At 62.5% G+C, this 16,099-nt stretch carries 19 protein-coding genes; 9 read left to right on the forward strand and 10 right to left on the reverse strand.

All coding sequences use genetic code 11. The features are described 5' to 3' along the window. Positions 1-10: 10 nt before the first annotated feature. Positions 11-1,807, forward strand: coding sequence for a tannase/feruloyl esterase family alpha/beta hydrolase (locus IP91_RS20260; protein WP_145651343.1), 1,797 nt, complete (start codon positions 11-13; stop codon positions 1,805-1,807). Between the two features lie 140 nt (positions 1,808-1,947). Further along, entirely contained in the window at positions 1,948-3,528 is a 1,581-nt protein-coding gene (locus IP91_RS20265; RefSeq protein WP_145651345.1) for a carboxylesterase/lipase family protein, read from the forward strand. 126 nt (positions 3,529-3,654) lie between these two features. Here IP91_RS20265 and IP91_RS20270 read toward each other — a convergent pair whose 3' ends face one another. Further along, positions 3,655-3,963, reverse strand: coding sequence for a helix-turn-helix domain-containing protein (locus IP91_RS20270; protein WP_145651347.1), 309 nt, complete (start codon positions 3,961-3,963; stop codon positions 3,655-3,657). 54 nt (positions 3,964-4,017) lie between these two features. Next, the gene (locus tag IP91_RS20275) at positions 4,018-4,398 is read right to left on the reverse strand and encodes a hypothetical protein (RefSeq protein WP_145651349.1); all 381 of its coding nucleotides are present in this window, start codon (positions 4,396-4,398) and stop codon (positions 4,018-4,020) included. A 235-nt stretch (positions 4,399-4,633) separates the two neighbouring features. Between IP91_RS20275 and kleE the strand changes: the two genes are divergently transcribed. From kleE to IP91_RS20290, 3 genes are read left to right on the forward strand one after another with little or no spacing between them, the layout of a single operon-like run. Next, a complete protein-coding gene (gene kleE, locus IP91_RS20280; RefSeq protein ID WP_145651351.1) occupies positions 4,634-5,008 on the forward strand; it encodes a KleE stable inheritance protein in 375 nt (124 codons plus the stop codon). Then, a complete protein-coding gene (locus tag IP91_RS20285; protein WP_145651353.1) occupies positions 5,005-6,003 on the forward strand; it encodes a ParB/RepB/Spo0J family partition protein in 999 nt (332 codons plus the stop codon). Before kleE ends, IP91_RS20285 begins: the two co-directional genes overlap by 4 nt. Beyond that, positions 6,003-6,347: a KfrB domain-containing protein gene (locus IP91_RS20290; RefSeq protein ID WP_145651355.1), complete on the forward strand. Its 345-nt coding sequence runs from the start codon at positions 6,003-6,005 to the stop codon at positions 6,345-6,347. Before IP91_RS20285 ends, IP91_RS20290 begins: the two co-directional genes overlap by 1 nt. Before the next feature lie 73 nt (positions 6,348-6,420). On the opposite strand, the gene IP91_RS20295 is transcribed toward IP91_RS20290, so the two are convergent. The 8 genes from IP91_RS20295 to IP91_RS20330 form a co-directional block, all read right to left on the reverse strand. Next, the gene (locus tag IP91_RS20295) at positions 6,421-7,152 is read right to left on the reverse strand and encodes an immunity 52 family protein (protein ID WP_145651357.1); all 732 of its coding nucleotides are present in this window, start codon (positions 7,150-7,152) and stop codon (positions 6,421-6,423) included. After that, the gene (locus IP91_RS20300; protein WP_145651359.1) at positions 7,149-7,742 is read right to left on the reverse strand and encodes a restriction endonuclease fold toxin 5 domain-containing protein; all 594 of its coding nucleotides are present in this window, start codon (positions 7,740-7,742) and stop codon (positions 7,149-7,151) included. Before IP91_RS20300 ends, IP91_RS20295 begins: the two co-directional genes overlap by 4 nt. Continuing rightward, on the reverse strand, positions 7,742-8,077 hold the full coding sequence (locus tag IP91_RS20305) for a hypothetical protein (RefSeq protein WP_145651361.1): 336 nt from the start codon (positions 8,075-8,077) through the stop codon (positions 7,742-7,744). Before IP91_RS20305 ends, IP91_RS20300 begins: the two co-directional genes overlap by 1 nt. Beyond that, entirely contained in the window at positions 8,070-8,558 is a 489-nt protein-coding gene (locus tag IP91_RS20310; RefSeq protein ID WP_145651363.1) for a DUF4123 domain-containing protein, read from the reverse strand. Before IP91_RS20310 ends, IP91_RS20305 begins: the two co-directional genes overlap by 8 nt. A gap of 2 nt (positions 8,559-8,560) precedes the next feature. Then, positions 8,561-8,968 (reverse strand): PAAR domain-containing protein, encoded by a 408-nt coding sequence (locus tag IP91_RS20315; RefSeq protein WP_145651365.1) that lies wholly within the window; start codon positions 8,966-8,968, stop codon positions 8,561-8,563. 88 nt (positions 8,969-9,056) lie between these two features. Next, entirely contained in the window at positions 9,057-9,488 is a 432-nt protein-coding gene (traM, locus tag IP91_RS20320; RefSeq protein ID WP_145651367.1) for a conjugal transfer transcriptional regulator TraM, read from the reverse strand. Next, on the reverse strand, positions 9,488-10,213 hold the full coding sequence (locus IP91_RS20325; protein ID WP_145651369.1) for a PRK13886 family protein: 726 nt from the start codon (positions 10,211-10,213) through the stop codon (positions 9,488-9,490). The genes traM and IP91_RS20325 overlap by 1 nt, the downstream gene beginning before the upstream one ends. Further along, positions 10,213-10,587, reverse strand: coding sequence for a TraK family protein (locus IP91_RS20330; protein WP_145651371.1), 375 nt, complete (start codon positions 10,585-10,587; stop codon positions 10,213-10,215). The genes IP91_RS20325 and IP91_RS20330 overlap by 1 nt, the downstream gene beginning before the upstream one ends. Positions 10,588-10,999: 412 nt before the next feature. Here IP91_RS20330 and traJ point away from each other — a divergent pair, with 412 nt between their 5' ends. From traJ to traF, 4 genes are read left to right on the forward strand one after another with little or no spacing between them, the layout of a single operon-like run. Continuing rightward, complete coding sequence (gene traJ / locus IP91_RS20335) at positions 11,000-11,368, forward strand: conjugal transfer transcriptional regulator TraJ (RefSeq protein ID WP_145651373.1); 369 nt, start codon at positions 11,000-11,002, stop codon at positions 11,366-11,368. Between the two features lie 21 nt (positions 11,369-11,389). Beyond that, entirely contained in the window at positions 11,390-13,660 is a 2,271-nt protein-coding gene (traI, locus tag IP91_RS20340) for a TraI/MobA(P) family conjugative relaxase (RefSeq protein WP_145651375.1), read from the forward strand. Continuing rightward, positions 13,657-15,555 carry a type IV secretory system conjugative DNA transfer family protein gene (locus IP91_RS20345; RefSeq protein ID WP_145651377.1) on the forward strand — a complete coding sequence of 633 codons (1,899 nt, stop codon included), beginning with the start codon at positions 13,657-13,659 and terminating at the stop codon, positions 15,553-15,555. The genes traI and IP91_RS20345 overlap by 4 nt, the downstream gene beginning before the upstream one ends. Then, positions 15,552-16,088, forward strand: coding sequence for a conjugative transfer signal peptidase TraF (traF, locus tag IP91_RS20350; protein WP_145651379.1), 537 nt, complete (start codon positions 15,552-15,554; stop codon positions 16,086-16,088). The genes IP91_RS20345 and traF overlap by 4 nt, the downstream gene beginning before the upstream one ends. Positions 16,089-16,099: the final 11 nt, after the last annotated feature.

The raw sequence follows: 16,099 nt of genomic DNA on the forward strand, positions 1-16,099 counted from the left end.
CAGGTTCACCATGCAATTTCGATCTTTAGTGCTGCCGCTGGCTGGCGCCGGCTTCATGATGGCAGCGCTGCCTGCAAGCGCTGGCGCAGCGCCTGTGCTGTCATGCGACGAGACCCTGAAATCATCGTTCGCAACCGACGCAGACACTTCGGTCGTGCTGGTCAAGGCCTTCCGCAAAGGCGAGCCACTCTCGCTGCCCGGCTCGCCCGCATCGAAGCCCGGCAAGCCGGCAGACAATGATGTCTGTCTGGTGAAGCTTGTGGTCGGACCAGGCAACCGGGGGCCTGCCAATGCGACCTCGACATCGCGTGGCATCGGAATCGAAGTCTGGCTGCCTGCCAGGGCGAACTGGAACGGCAGGGTCCACGCCCTCGGCGGCGGCGGCTGGCAGGGCGGCAAGGCGGCCGCCACCGATGCGATTGCGAGCCCCGATGCGGCAGCCATCGCGGGCGGCGAAGGCGCGGTATCGTCGGTGACGGATACCGGCCATACCGTCGGCGGCGGCTCGTTCGCCATGCTGCCGGATGGCGGTATCAACGAACGCCTGTGGATCGATTTTGCCTCGCGCGCCATCCACGAGCAGGCGCTGAAGACCAAGGCGCTGGCGACGGCCTACTATGGCGCCGCGCCCAGGCGTTCGTACTGGGAAGGCGGATCCACCGGCGGCCGCCAGGGCCTGAAGCTCGCCCAGCGTCATCCTGACGATTTCGATGGCATCATCGCCAACTTCCCGGCCCTTAACTGGACGCGGTTCATCACCTCCGAAATGTACCCCCAGATCGTGTTCCAGCGCGACCTGAAAGGAAAGCCGCTGTCACTTGCCCAGATGGACCTGGCGTCGAATGCCGCCATCCGCGCGTGCGATGTCGTCGGCGGCCACCACCTCGGATACCTTCTCGACCCCTCGATCTGCACTTACGATCCTGCCAAGGATGCCGCCGTTCTTTGCCGGGCCGATGGCGGCAGCAACAATACGCCGGATTGCCTCAGCAAGACGCAGGCGAATGCAATCAACAAAATCTGGTATGGCATGACTGCCGACGGCACGGTGCCAGCGCCCGTCGCCGACAATGGCTGGAAGGACGCGGAATCCGCGACCCTGCCGGGCACTGGCAACCACAAATGGTTCGGCCTGCCCAGGGGGACATCGCTGTATGCGAAGACCTTCTACGACATGGGCCTTGACGGCCTCGCCAGTCCGCGCGGTCCGTTCCTGATCGCGTCCGACCTGCTGGCGCTTGAGCTGCAGGACCCCACGATTGCCGGACCGAATTTCGTCAACGCCGAGGGAACGGGACAGGGGCGGTGGAAGCAGCTGTCGTATGCGCAGCTGGCCGGCGCTTACGAGCGCGGGCTGGCCTTGCAGTCGAAATTCGGCGAGATCAATACCGACTCGCCGGACCTGTCTGCCTTCAAGGCGCGCGGCGGGAAGATGCTGACCTGGCATGGCCTGAACGATGAAGCGATCGCGCCGCAGGGAACGATCAATTACTACAACCGGGTCGCCGCGAACATGGGCGGCGTGGCGAACGTCCAGGACTTCTATCGCCTGTACCTGGTGCCTGGCCTGGGCCACGGGACACCGAACGGGACGGCCAATCCGGCCGCGTCGCCGCCCAATTTCGCGCCGACCCAGATGTACGAGCTGCTCACGGCATGGGTCGAGCACGGCGTCGCTCCGGCCGACGTGACGCTGCGAAGCAGTGGCGGCGGCGTGACCAGGACGCGGCCCATCTGCGTGTATCCGCAGCGCGTGCAGTACACAGGCGGCAATCCGGATCTTGCGACCAGCTACATTTGCTCCTGATGCAATCGATTAGCTGAGCTTATCGTTCCTAGCTGGATTTGCCGGCTAGTCCCCCGTTCGCCTGATAGGTAGACTGCTTGCAAACAGACGGGCAGGCACCGCCGCCCGTTTCCGTTTGCTTATCAGCCGAAAGAGAAAAGATGATTCGACACTTGATGATCGCAGGACTCGTCCTGGGCACGATCAGCATGGCAGCAGCCCAGCCGATACCCTTGCAGGTGAAGACCGATAGCGGGCTGGTCGGTGGTATCGACCAGGACGGCATGCAGGCGTGGCTCGGCATTCCCTACGCCGCCGCGCCGGTGGGCAAGCTGCGCTGGATGCCGCCGCAACGCCCCCAGCCCTGGAGCGCCGTGCGCGACGCCAAATCGTTCGGCAACTATTGCCCGCAGAACGAAGACCTCGGCGTCTTTGGTAAGCCGGGCGGGCGGGAAGACTGTCTCAACTTGAACGTATACGTCGGCAAGGACGCCGTGAGGCGTGGGAAGAAGCTGCCCGTGTTCGTCTGGATCCACGGCGGTAGCCTGTTCGTCGGCGCCAACCGTGATTACGACGCCAGCAAGCTGGCCAAGGACGGGAACGCGGTCGTCGTGACCATCAACTATCGCCTGGGCCTGCTGGGCTACTTCGCCCATCCGGTCCTGAACGGCGAGGGGCACGCGTTTGCCAATTACGGGTTCATGGACCAGCAGATGGCGCTGGACTGGGTACAGCGCAACATCGCCGCTTTCGGTGGGGACAAGGGCAACGTGACGATCGCTGGCGAATCGTCTGGCGGAAACAGCGTGCTGGCGCACGTGGCGGCGCCGGGGTCCCGCGGCAACTTCCAGCATGCGATTGCCATGAGCGGTGGTGCCGTGGCGCTGAAATTCCCGGCCTTCGGTGCACCCAAGCCGCTCGACTTCGCCGAGAAGATGGGCACCGGCTTTGCCCGGGCTGCAGGTTGCGAAAGCGGCGATGCTGCCGCTTGCCTGCGGGCGCTGCCTGTCGCGACGGTCCTGGCCATGCAGACACCTTATCTGATCAATCAGGTCATCATCGATGGTACCGTCATGCCGATGCATCCGGCCGAGGCGTATCGGTCCGGAAAATTCAACCACGTCACGCTGATCAATGGCAGCACGCGCGACGAAGGCGGATTCTTCGCAGGCGCGGTGGAAAATCTCACACAGGCACCACTCCAGGGAGCGTCGTACGACAAGGCGATGAGCGACTGGTTCGGCACCTGGGCCGAGGAGGTGAAGAAAGCGTACCCTGTCAGTGACTATACAAATGCCAGCGAAGCTTATGCGGCGGCAGTGACGGACATGGAATTTGCCTGCCCGGGCCGTGCGATCAGTCGCTGGGTCGCTGCGCAAACGCCGACCCATGCGTTCGAGTTCGCCGACCGCACGGCACCCGACTATCTCACTGCGCCTACCTCGTTCGTCATGGGGGCGGGACACAGCATGGAGCTGGCGTATATTTTCCCTGGCTTTCACGGCGGTCGCGGTAAGCCGGTCAAATTGAACCCGCTCCAGGAGAAGCTGTCTGACACGATGGTCCGCTACTGGACCAGCGCGGCCGGCATGAAGGACCGCGCAGCCGAATGGCCGCGCTACGACCCTTCGCTCGACAACTACATGAGCCTCGTTTTACCGAATCCAGCCATGACTAAAGGCAGTTTCGGACGGATTCACAAATGCGAGTTCTGGCAACGTAGCGGCGTGATTTTCGATTGAAGACCCTAGCGGGTTCATGACAACAATCTGTCTAACTCTCTTTCGCTCGCCGATGCCTTCCGTCCGTCGCCAGGATCACTCATGGCTGCACGGTGCCGATGACGAATGCACGCGCTGAAACGGCATTCATGGCGAGCGACTGGTGTTCGCGGGCAGCGCCGGAAGGGGCGGCGGAGCGCGCCTGCGGGTCTTGCAGGCTGCAGGCAGCTGCAATGCCACAGGTACCAATGCCAAATTCCGATCGCGCCGCCGCTGCTCGGTATCCGCGCGTACCCGTTCACGCAGGTAATCCAGGACGTCGCTGCGCAGGAACACCCACGATTTGCCGACCTTCGTTCCCGGCAGTTCGCCGTCACGTGCCAATGCCAGCACCGTAGCGGTATCGGCATACAGCAGCGCGGCGGCGTCTGCAGCGTTGAGGGTGTCGGGGGCCATTGCCAGTTCCGCCAGGTGAGCGCTGATGGTATTTCACACGCGCTGCTGTGGCAGTCAGTCGATGGCAGCGCCTACTTGCGGCGCGAGTCCCGAGGCAAGCGCACCGCCGGCGTCGGCTTCCCGCAACCGCATGGCCTTGGAGAGGGCTGGCCAGAAGTTCTTCACTGCCCGGATCGGCGTCTTTTCGCGCAGCGAGCGGTGCGAGACGGTGTCGTTCGCATAGCCGGTGTGGACGCTGCTCATGTCCTTCTGCAGCGCCACCGCCAGCAGGTAATTCTCGCCATCGGACTGGTAGACCACGGTACCGCCGGCGCCGCACAGCAGCGCGCTGTCGATCGCGCGCCGCAGCGATACGAGGGCGGGGCCGTCGCCGACGATGACGGCGATTTCGTCGCGGCGCGACGGGCCCAGGATGTGCAGCATCTGTTCGCTCATGATGTCCTCCTTTGTGGATGCAACCGATATGTCGAAATTCTGTATTCAGTATCGGCGCTCGCACGCAGGCCGCAATGCGAACGTGTCGTCTATATCGAATTGATCAAACCGTTTGCCAGTCGCCGCGCATTTTTAGCGGCTAAAGCTCTGTCCGGTGATTGCACGGTTTGATCCATCTCAAACCCGACAGGGAGGTTTCGCGCGACGATCTGGTCAGCTACTACAGGAGATGACCATGGGCCGCATCTTCGAATTCCCGAAATCGGATCGCGTCCAGGAGCGCGTGGCGCCGTCACCCTCTGCACCCGAGGATCCCGCACTCGCGCCCAGGCCCGTAAGCCCCTGGCGGACCCTGTGCAGGAATCCGCTGTTCCTGCTGGTCTACGGTGTCTTCGTCATGGTCGTGGTGATGACCTGGCCACTCCTGCGCTGGGTGGTTACCGTCGACCTGATGTTCCAGCTGGTCCGCGCGATGGTGCTGTGGGACACGCCGGGCGTTCACGCGGGCTTTACGTGCTTCGTGCACTTCGCCGTCGTCATCCTCCTCGCTGTCATCGTGTTCGCTGCTCCTGCCCACATGGTCGAGCCGCCGGGTGGCAATCAGCGATGACGAAGAAGGACGAGGGCGTCGTCAAGAGCACCGATCACGGGAGTGTCGAAGCAGGCCGCCCGATCGAGCTACCGCTCGATTTGATCGATGAGGATCCGCAGCAGCCGCGACGCGCGGACAACCCTGGATTTTCCGCACGGAGCCTGTCCGAACTCGCCGACTCGATCGCGCAGCGTGGTGTGAAGACGCCCATATCGGTTCGTACGAATACGGAACGGCCAGGCAGGTATCTGGTCAATCATGGTGCGCGGCGCCTGCGCGCGTCCCGCCTTGCCGGCAAGGACACGCTTCCCGTCTTCATCGATCCCGACTACAGCCAAGCCGACCAGGTCGTGGAGAACCTGCATCGTGATGGCCTTACGGCACGCGAGATCGCGGACTACATCGGCCGGGAGCTGTCGAAGGGCCTGAAGCGCAAGCAGATCGCGCAGAAGATCAGCAAATCCGCCGCTTTCGTCACCCAGCATGCACGCCTGCTGGATCTGCCGCAACCGGTCGCCCAAGCGTTCAACGCGGGGAGGGTGCGGGACGTCACGGTCGTCAATGAACTTGCTACAGCGCATCAAAAGAATCCCGCCGAAGTGGAAAGATGGCTGGAAGACGAGCGCCAGGAGATTACCCGCGGGAGCGTGCTGCATTTGCGCCAGTTCCTCACGCAGCGCAGTGGATTCTCTCATCCAGCCATCGACGACAGTACGGACGACGGCATAGACGCCTTAACGCTTGAGGAAGACGCCGGCCCGGAAACACCGCGGCGGCAAAGGCAGGCTAGGGTGAAGGTCTTGCATCGTGGCCGGTCAGGGAATCTTGTGCTCACTCGGCGCCCCGACAGCGCGGGCAGTGCGTGGGTGCAGTTCGACGAGAGCGGCTCGCTGGAAGAAGTGCCACTGACTGCCGTGCGGCTGACGGCGCTGGCATTCGGCGATAGCGCTGACGCAGCTGAGGTGCCTTCACCACAAAAGGACACTAGGAAAACACGCAAGGGAACGGGCTGATGAAACAGCGGCTTCTGGTGATGAACGGACAGCGCCTCCTGCAGACGGAGAAGGATGGCGACTGGGTGGTATCGAAGGTAGACAAGGCCGGGGCAATCAAGCCAGGGCTATATCCATTGAATGGGGCACGCGGAGCCGATCGAGCAGCGACTCACGAAGGAGTCATACTGCACGTCGATCGTGAGCATGTCTTCCAGCTAGTGGGTAAGGACGTCGTCGCGCATGATGCGAGCGACTTCGCGAAGCCTCCCCAGGCGGGCAGCCTGGCTTCCATCGGCTATCAGGGTAAGCAAGCTTCGGTCAAGCAGCCGTCTCTCAAGACCGGTAGAGGAGTCAAAAGATAGGATGGCATACCTGTCGATACCTCCCATTGTCTGGATAGTGCGCGGTGTATGAGCCACCACCTAGGTGCGCTTTTCAGGACTGGCTGTTGAGCTGTGCGAACGTGGGTAACAGGTCCTGATCAACCATCCTTGTTTCGATTGCATTGGCTTTCGTCACATGCTCTTGATTCTTGATCATAAATGGTTCATCAACCGAAATCACAAGCGTGCCTTTCGACGAGCTGCTTTCATTGCCGGTAATTGGCATCAACGCGGCCGCCTCGGGTACCTGTTGGGTCGAGATCGCAATCGGCAGGTAAAGCATCCATCCCACTGCTGGCCTGTCCGTAAAGACGCTGGTATCGTCGTAGCCAATTGGTCCAACCTGAACAGTTTCTGGCGACCACTTCCTGACGATTGCAGTAACGAAGCTGATAACGTTCGCGGTATCCAGCAATGATTCGTGCCCCTCCGCCTGAAACTCCAGATTACTGGGTATGGCAGGCTTCGTATAGGTGATCGTAAAGGAAGCACCGCCATCACGATCCTTGCCGTTCCACACGCCCATAATGCGAACATTTGGATCATGATTGTCCTTATCGGCTTTCGCCATCGCGAGAGCTGCGGAACTGGGGCCCAGAGGAGTGAATGCTGGGTTCAATAGCGAAGCGGATTTTGTTCGTGCTGGCGGATACCAGGAATCCAGTTGAAATTTCAACGGTTCCAGCGCGTTCGCGATTTCCCATAGGTCCTGGTACTGTTCTTCTAGTGATGGAAGCGCGCCGCCTATCCGGAACGTTGCTGTGATTGTCAGGTAGTAGCTCATGGCGTGTGGAATGTCGTGATGAAGAAGCCCCTGCGGCGAAACGCTGACCGCAGGTAGGCGTGGCTCCTAGGTTGCATGAAATGCCAATGCAGTCGTGATGGTGGTGACGACGTGATGAGCAGGCTCTGGGTGGTTGCCTGCTGCATCATCTTCGGCAAGCCCGCGATTGTGAAGAAAAATTTCGGCTTATTATCCTCTGTAAAAAACTGGTCGTATCTAGCTTTCGCCTCCAGTAACAGGCACTGCTGCGACTTGAATCCATCGAAATCCGTCCCCTTGAAGTTCCATTCCGTGCGGGGAGTGAAGCCGGTGATCCGTGCCTGGTAGGTACGCGATTCCTCGGACATGTTCCAGTTTCGAGCCACAAGAGTGCCACAGTCTGGCGGGCACTTCGTGCACGCATCGCTGGTACGAGATTGTGTTCCCGCTTCAGCAATCGGGGCTGCCTTGGCTCTCTCTGCTGCTTCTGCCCTGCGTTTTGCAGCCTCGTGCCCGATAGCGCCCGCTGTGCCTGCTGCCGCGCCGACGACAAGCGCTCGTGAAAGGAGGAGGGCCGCTCCCTCCAGAAGCGATGGGGCCAGCATGACCATCAGTATTTCTCCAGCTTTGATCGTGTGAGTGCAATCAGGTCATAAAAGCGTTGCTCGACAGCTGCACCAGGTTTCCTGAGCCATCCGTCGATCGGTGGCTGCCGGTAGAAAGTCGGTGCAGCGGCTTCGTAGTAGAGGAATTGCGTGATTGCAGCTCCATCCACGAAGTGCAGGCCCACAGCATGTCGATACGCTTGTTCTAGTCGGCAGGCGAGGGTATCGTCCGATGCCAGCTCCGGCATATCGGACAGGATGTTTTTTCTCACCGCTTCAACATACTGGTGCTCTTCAAGCTGCTTCAGTGCCGTGAGCTGACTGCTGGAGAATTTAAGCATGAGACCTCACGACGAAACGTTCGCCATTGCATGCGTAGTGCCATTCCTGAATGGCGACGAAAAAATCGGCATGCTGCCTTTCGTCCATGGTCTGGCGCAGGTTGTTCAGCACACGCGGATCATAGAACCGCAGCAGGGCTTTTCGTCCGTCGGGCAGCTCGGCCTGGAGCTTCAACTGCAGCAGTTGCGTCAGGCCGTCGATGTCGATAGGCGTGATGAGCCACGATACAGACGGCAGTGCCTCTTCGAGCTGTTCCAGCTGGCTGGTCTGACTAGAGTCGTCTGTGACGTCGATCAGCCACGGGCCGGCATGCGCCAGCGGTGCGTCCGGGGTATCTTCCAATAGCGACCGCCTGGCAGGATTCGCTCGGAGCGCACATCCCAAGTATTCCTGATATTGCAGACCATCGACCAACGCGTACAGGCTGAGTGTCTGGTCTTCGTGACGAAGGCGGCTGAACCGGTCGAGAATTTCACCCATCCTCAGCTTCTCACGACGAGCGCAGATCCCGCTGCGGCTGCGGTGGCAAGGCATTCGAGGCAGATGGTGGGCACGTCCTGCGCAACCTTTTTCGTGGCAGCAACCAGGTCGGTTGGGGAATCCTCATCCGGGACAGACACACTGCGCTGATCCCACCAGGCCGATGATTGCCCAGCGATCAGGATTGCGCCACAGGCAGTCTTGTCGCCGTGCCGCGCCACTGCCTGTCCGAAACCGCTCAGGTCCGGTGCCCCCTCGACAATGGGAAAAGTGCCACCGCACTTCGGACAGACAGTCAGGTCGCCTATCCGCGCTACCGGCTTATCGTAGATGGTCCAGGTCTGGTCGCCGCTGATCACGGTGCCGCCGTGACTGGTCCGGTCGCCCATACGTGCAATTGGTCTGCTCATGATCGTTGCCCGCTCGCTCTGCATCAACTCGACAGTTGGTAACTTAGCGTGTGAACCGAGATCAAGTCAATTGTGCGACAGTAACTTGCTAAGTGCTCGTTACAAGGACGGCGCAGCTGATCATGACGACGAGTGCGGCCGCGATATTGATGGCAGCAAGGTGGCGGAACGAGGAAATCATTGGCGCGCAGGTTCGAAACGCGTCAGCGGCCCCGTCGCGCACGGCATCCGCTGCGGTGAGCGCCCCTTTCGTCATGCTGTCATTCATCGCTTGGGCGCTGGCAGCAAGGGCAGCATTCACGATGCGCTCTGCCTTTTCCTTCGCGTCATTCTGCCAGCGCAGCGATACGCCTTCCATTTCCTCTTTAAAGCGGTCCAGCTGTTCCTGATGCGCAGCCGCGCTGTCCTGCAGCAGACGGTTGTTGATCGTCTGGAGCACGAGGATGGGATCGTCGCGGGCGACGGCAATGCCGTGCTTCGCCGCGATCTCCCTGATCAGTTCCTCAAGTTTGTCCGCCATCAGAGCACCGGTACGTTGTCGAGTTGTTGGAAGAAGTTTCGCCTGATGATTGTGAGACGCTGGCGCGTCATGATCGTGAGCGAACTCAACGCAAGCGCCTCGTCGAATGTCTGGCGCTGCTGCAGCATGTCACTGAGGTCGCGGCCGTACGTCTCCTCCTTCAGTACGGGCATGTGCACGATCGCTGCCACACGGTCCCGGTGCGCCTGGTAGGCCTTCATCTGTTCGAACCCCTTGCCGTTATCTTCGACGGGACCCCAGAAAGGATTGAGCCAGACGACGAACGATGTCTCGCGCGGGAATTGCCCGAGCAGGTGCGAGAAGCCACTGACCGTGTCTAGCAAGCACTGGCCGCCCGTGATCACGGTGTGCACCACCAGCTGGTGGCCCATGCCGGCGAGCAGGGCGGGGATCTCGTTGCTGATCAGGTAGTGCGATAGCGGTACGAACGAACTAGCGCCGTTGTCGACGATCGCGGGCTGCGCAAGGTCGCCGAACAGTTGTATCAGCAGGTCGAACTTGCGCGTGTTGATCTCGTCATCCTCCATGATCGGCAGCCGCTGTACGTCGAGCGCCTGATAGCCGTGGAAGGTGGCGTTGACCGGGTCGGTATCGATGCAGAGCGGCTTCGCACCGCCTGCGATCTTGTACTGGGCCAGGATCACCGCGGCGAGCGATTTACCCACGCCGCCTTTGCCCTGCAGGGTCATATGGATGGTAGCCATTACAGAAGATCCTCCTTGCGTGGTACGGGGTTGAACACGAAGCCTGCCTGCTGCCCGGGCTTCAGCTGCGCCGTCTCGCGTATCGGTTCGGCACCTGCCGCGACGGTTTTCGGATCACCCAGCGGCGGCGCTACCAGGGTGGGCGTGGCGGATTCGGGAAGCATCTTCACGTAGCGCAGGAACGTCCCGTAGCCGAAGGCGACCCGGCCTTCGTCGATCAGGTTGCGCCAGACAGTCTTCGCCTGGTATCCGGCCTGCAGCCCTGCCAGGACATCGGAACGTACCGCCAGGAACGCCGCGAGATTCCTGTCACGCCTGGTCGTGGGCTTCTTCCTGACCCAGTTCGCCAGTTCCTCGGGATAGTTCTTGACCATGTCGCGCGCTCCTCGCTTTAGTTTGAGCAGCATCAATTTGGAACAGTTTTGCCATCAAGTTGAAATCGATTTGGCACTGCATCGCAACTGTCCTGGCATTTCTGCGCGACGCGTGAACGACGGAGACAGTACGGGAGCGTGATTCCTCGCTGATTTTCGCCTTTTCGATATGTTGTGCGTTCCAGTTTCATGCCGGTTGAGGTTCCGCAAGGGATAAATCGAAAAACAAAACTACCCTGCATGCATGGAATTGAACGGTTAGGGCGGGCAGGATAGGTGAAGGTGGCCATGCAGCTGCGCCGCCTGTCCACCTTCACTCCCCTTATTCGCGCCTGCGGCGCTCAACGTGGATCCTGCCCTGCGGGGCCACGCGGCTGCCGCCGCGAAACCACTCTCGCCTGCGGAGGCCAACATGCCAGCGAAGGACGAAAAGCGCGAGCTGCGGCTCCGTGTACCGGTACTTCCGGAAGAAGCGGCGGAAATCCGACGGCTTGCTAAGGCAGCGGGCCTGCCTGTCGCGGCATACCTGCGCCAGGTGGGTCAAGGCTACCGGCTGCGCGGCGTCATCGACCATGAGCGCATCAGGGAACTGGCGACAATGAGCGCGGACCTGCGCCGGCTTGGTGATCTGCTGGAGCTGTGGCTGCAGGACGACCCGCGCACGCGCCAGTTCGGCGAAGCGACGATCCGTGCCGTGCTGGCGAAGACCGAGGAGACCCACGGCGCCGCGTGTCAACTGCTGCGGTCGCTTGTCCAGCCCGACTCGCGCAAGCGCCTTTAGCTGCTAAAGCGAAAGATCGCCATGATCGCCAGGCACATCCCCATGCGCACGTTGAAGAGGAGCGACTACGCCGGCCTCGTCAACTATCTGCTGGACCCGCAGAACAAGCAGGAGCGGGTAGGAGACATCACGATCACGCACTGCGCGGCACGGGAACCCGACGTGGCGATCCTGGAAGTCCAGCATACGCAGTCACTGAACCAGCGCGCGGTCTCGGACAAGACCTACCACCTGGTGGTGAGCTTCCGGAGCGGCGAAGAGCCCGATGCACGGACGCTGGCGGCGATCGAGGAACGCCTGTGCGCCGGGCTCGGTTTCGCGGATCACCAGCGCATCAGCGTCGTCCATCACGACACCGACAACCTGCACGTGCACATCGCCATCTGCAAGATCCATCCGACGCGTCACACGATCCACAACCCGCACAACGATTACGCGACGCTGGCGCGCGTGTGCGCTGACCTGGAGACCAAGTTCGGCCTGCAGCGGGACAACCACCTGCCGGGCCGACGCGGCGCGCAAAGCGCGGCCGACGACATGGAAGCTCATGCCGGCATGGAAAGCCTGCTGGGCTGGATCCAGCGCGAGTGCCGTACCGGATTGGTAAAGGCGGACAGCTGGCCAGATTTGCACGCGCTGCTTAACGCGTACGGACTGGCGATGCGTGAACGTGGCAACGGCCTTGTCGTGTCCGACGAACACGGCACGACCGTCAAGGCAAGTTCGATCGACCGGAGCCTGTCGAAGGCCCGGCTGGAGGCGCGCCTTGGTCCATTCGTCCTCCCTGAACGCGCGCACGTCAACGAACCTGCATCGCAGGAATCGCAACCCGCAGGACGGACAAACTCGAAGCCCTTGACGCCCAGGCCGGGGAAGGCGCCGCCGGAGTCCGTCATCAACGACCACACGCAGGAGCCGCCGCAGGGAGACCGCAAGCGCTACCGGAAGGCCGCGATCGCGGGACGCATCGACACGACACACCTGTACGCCACCTATCAGCAGGAGCAGGCCGATGCCCGGTCCCTGCGCGCGCCGGCATTCCTGGCGCTCAGGGACCGCAAGGACCGGGAGATCGCCGCGGCAAAACGGCATGGCCGGCTCCAGCGGGCCGCGATCCGGCTGGCGGTAAGGGACCGCATGACCAAACGCGTTCTCTACGCCGCCGCCAGCAAGTCCCTGGTGAACGAGATCGCACGTATCCATGCGGACTACCAGCAGGAGCGACGGCAGGCGTTGAACCAGTACCGCCGCCTGGCATGGGCGGACTGGCTGCGCGACCAGGCGCAGAAAGGCAACGCCGAGGCGCTGGCTGCGCTGCGTGACAGGCCAGGCCGTGGCGCTGTAACGGGCAATACCCTCGGTGGCCAGGTCCAGGCCGGGGCTTCGCAAACAGGGGGCGACATCACCAAGCACGGCACCGTCATCCGGGACGTTGGCGGCACGCCGCTGCGCGACACCGGCGACCGCCTGATCGTCGGGAATCGCTTCAATGCCAGGGACCTGCGCACGGCTCTGATGGAGGCGAGAAGGCTGTACGGCAATCGTCTGCATGTCGAGGGCAGCGATGCGTTCAGGCAGGCGATCGCGCGGGAGGCGGGCCACCTGGGGGAATCGATAACGTTCGACGATCCAGCGCTGGAACAGTATCGGACCGAAGCACTGTCACAACCACAAGCAAAGGAGGAACACCATGAGCACACAAGCGCAAACCGATCCCGATCAGGGCAGCCTGCTGGACGAGGCGTTCAGGGCGATCGCGCAGCCCGCGACGGCGCCGGGCAGGGAGGCGCCGAAAGCCCACAGCGAGGCGCTGGCCCGATCGGCGTCCGACCGCCGCCCGAGAGCCGCAACCGCCTGCGAGACCTGTCCTCACTCGGTGTGGTTCGCATCCCAGGTGGAGCTGAGGTGCTACTGCCGGGTGATGTACCTGATCACGTGGAGCAGCCGCGAGCCGCAGCAGATCACGGTGTGCGACGGCCCGTTCCTGGGGATCGACAAGTAAACGCCGCACTGGCGGCCGTCCACAAATACGTACTTGAGCGGGAACAAAAGCGGATCAGTTTGTCCGATATACCGAAACACCTTGCCTATGATGGTTTCCAGGGGCCGGCATCGTTCGGAGGTCTGCGCACGGTCGACCGCCAGGTACTGGTGCTCCTGCAACGCGAGGACACCATTCATGTCATGGCAGTCGACGCCGCCAGGGCTCACCGCCTCAAGTCATTGCGACGCGGAGCGTCCCTGACGGTGGGTCCCCGCGGCGGCATCACCACCGGAGGGAGACAGCGATGAAGCAGCGTTTCAACAATGCCGTGGGACCGCAGGTACGCCGGCCCCCGCGCCGCCGGCACCAGATCATCCCTGTCCTCGCCGCAGGTTCGCTGGCGGCGGGTCTGCAGGCCGCCACGCAGTTCTTTGCCCACACGTTCAGGTACCAGCCCGTGCTGGGAGAGCAGCTGCACTCGCTGTACGCGCCGTGGGGCATCCTGCGTTGGGCAGGCCGCTGGTACGCCCAGTACCCTGACGAGTTCCTGCGTGCCGGCAGCGTCGGCATCAGCGTGACGGGCGTGGGCCTGATCATGCTCGTGGTGGCGCGCATGGTCCTGTCGAATTCCGTGAAGGTGAACGAATTCCTGCACGGCTCCGCGCGCTGGGCCAATATCAGGGACATCCGCGCGGCGGGCCTGCTGCCACGCAGTACGCTGTGGCAGCGCATCAGCGGCAACGGGCCTGTCCCGCATGCCGGCGTGTACGTCGGCGCCTGGCAGGATCCCAAGGGCGCGCTGCACTACCTGCGGCACGACGGACCGGAGCACGTGCTGACCTATGCGCCGACCAGGTCGGGCAAGGGCGTGGGCCTGGTGGTCCCAACTTTGCTGTCATGGAGCAGCAGTACCGTCGTGACGGACCTGAAGGGGGAGCTGTGGGCGCTGACTGCCGGCTGGCGGCAGCAGCATGCGCGGAACAGGACGCTGCGCTTCGAGCCCGCCGCAGCCGCCGGCAGCGTGCGCTGGAATCCGCTCGACGAGATCCGTGTCGCCACCGAGTACGAGGTCGGCGATGTGCAGAACCTGGCGACGCTGATCGTCGATCCCGACGGCAAGGGGCTGGAAACGCACTGGCAGAAGACCAGCCAGGCGCTGATCGTCGGTGTGATCCTGCACGCGCTGTACAAGGCGAGGGAGGAGGGCATCCCGGCCTCGCTGCCGGCCGTCGATGCCATGATGTCCGTGCCCGATCGCGCCATTGGCGAGCTGTGGATGGAAATGATCACGTACCGGCACGCCGACGGGAAAAACCATCCAGTGATTGGCTCGGCCGCGCGCGACATGCTGGATCGTCCCGAGGAGGAGGCGGGTTCTGTACTCTCCACCGCGAAATCCTATCTGGCCCTGTATCGGGACCCGATCGTCGCCCGGAACGTCGGCGCATCGGAATTCCGCATCCGCGACCTGATGCACCACGACAGCCCGGTCAGCCTCTACATCGTCACCCAGCCGAACGACAAGTCCCGCCTGCGCCCGCTGGTGCGCGTGATGGTGAACATGATCGTGCGCCAGCTGGCCGATCGCATGGCCTTCAGTGGCGGCCGCGCGGTCGCGCATTACAAGCACCGCCTTCTGATGATGCTCGATGAGTTCCCGAGCCTCGGCCGCCTGGACATCATGCAGGAGTCGCTGGGCTTCCTGGCCGGCTATGGCATCAAATGCTATCTGGTCTGCCAGGACATCAACCAGCTGAAAAGCCGGGAGACCGGCTACGGGCACGACGAGAGCATCACGTCGGCATGCCACATCCAGAACGCCTATCCGCCCAACCGCCTGGAGACCGCTGAACACCTGTCGAAGCTCACTGGCCAGACCACGGTGGCGAAGGAGCAGATCACGACAAGTGGCCGTCGCACAAGCGCGCTGCTCGGGCAGGTCTCGCGCACGATCCAGGAGACGCAGCGGCCGTTGCTGACGACCGATGAATGCCTGCGCATGCCCGGCCCCGTGAAGGATGCCAACGGCGACATCACGAAGGCCGGCGACATGGTGATCTATGCGGCGGGTCATCCGGCCATCTATGGCAAGCAGCCGCTGTATTTCCAGGACCCGGTCTTCCTCGCGCGCGCCGCAATACCGGCACCGCTGGAGAGCGACCGTCTGATCCACCTGTATGAAGGCGAAAGGATCAAGCTATGAGCAAGCGCATGAGAAAGGTGGCGATCGTGGTACTGGTGGCGGGCGTGTGCATCATCGCGCAGGGCGCGGTGCTGTATGCCATCGGCGTGCGGGTGAACACCAGTCCCAGCATCCCTGTCGGGGTGTACTGGAAGACCGATGCCAAGGTCGAGAAGGGGCGGTACGTCACGTTCTGCCCCATGCAGCTGGGCGTGTTCGATGAAGCACGCAGGCGGGGCTACATCACGTCCGGCTTCTGCCCGGGTGGCTATGGCTACCTGATGAAGCGCGTGCTCGGCGCGACCGACGATGCCGTGACCATTGACGACGATGGCGTGCGGGTCAACGGCACGCTGCTGCCGAACTCCGCGCCGATGAAGGCGGACCGCCACGGCCTGCCGCTGCCGCGCTTCCAGCATGACCGGTACATCCTCAGCGAACACCAGCTGCTGCTGATGTCGGACGTGAACCCGAAGTCGTTCGACAGCCGCTATTACGGCCCGGTGCAGCGCAGCCAGGTGCGCGACGTGATCGTGCCGGTCCTGGTCTGGTAACCCTCAACGCA

The organism is Pseudoduganella lurida (assembly GCF_007830455.1).
In the GTDB taxonomy this organism is placed as follows: domain Bacteria; phylum Pseudomonadota; class Gammaproteobacteria; order Burkholderiales; family Burkholderiaceae_D; genus Rugamonas; species Rugamonas lurida.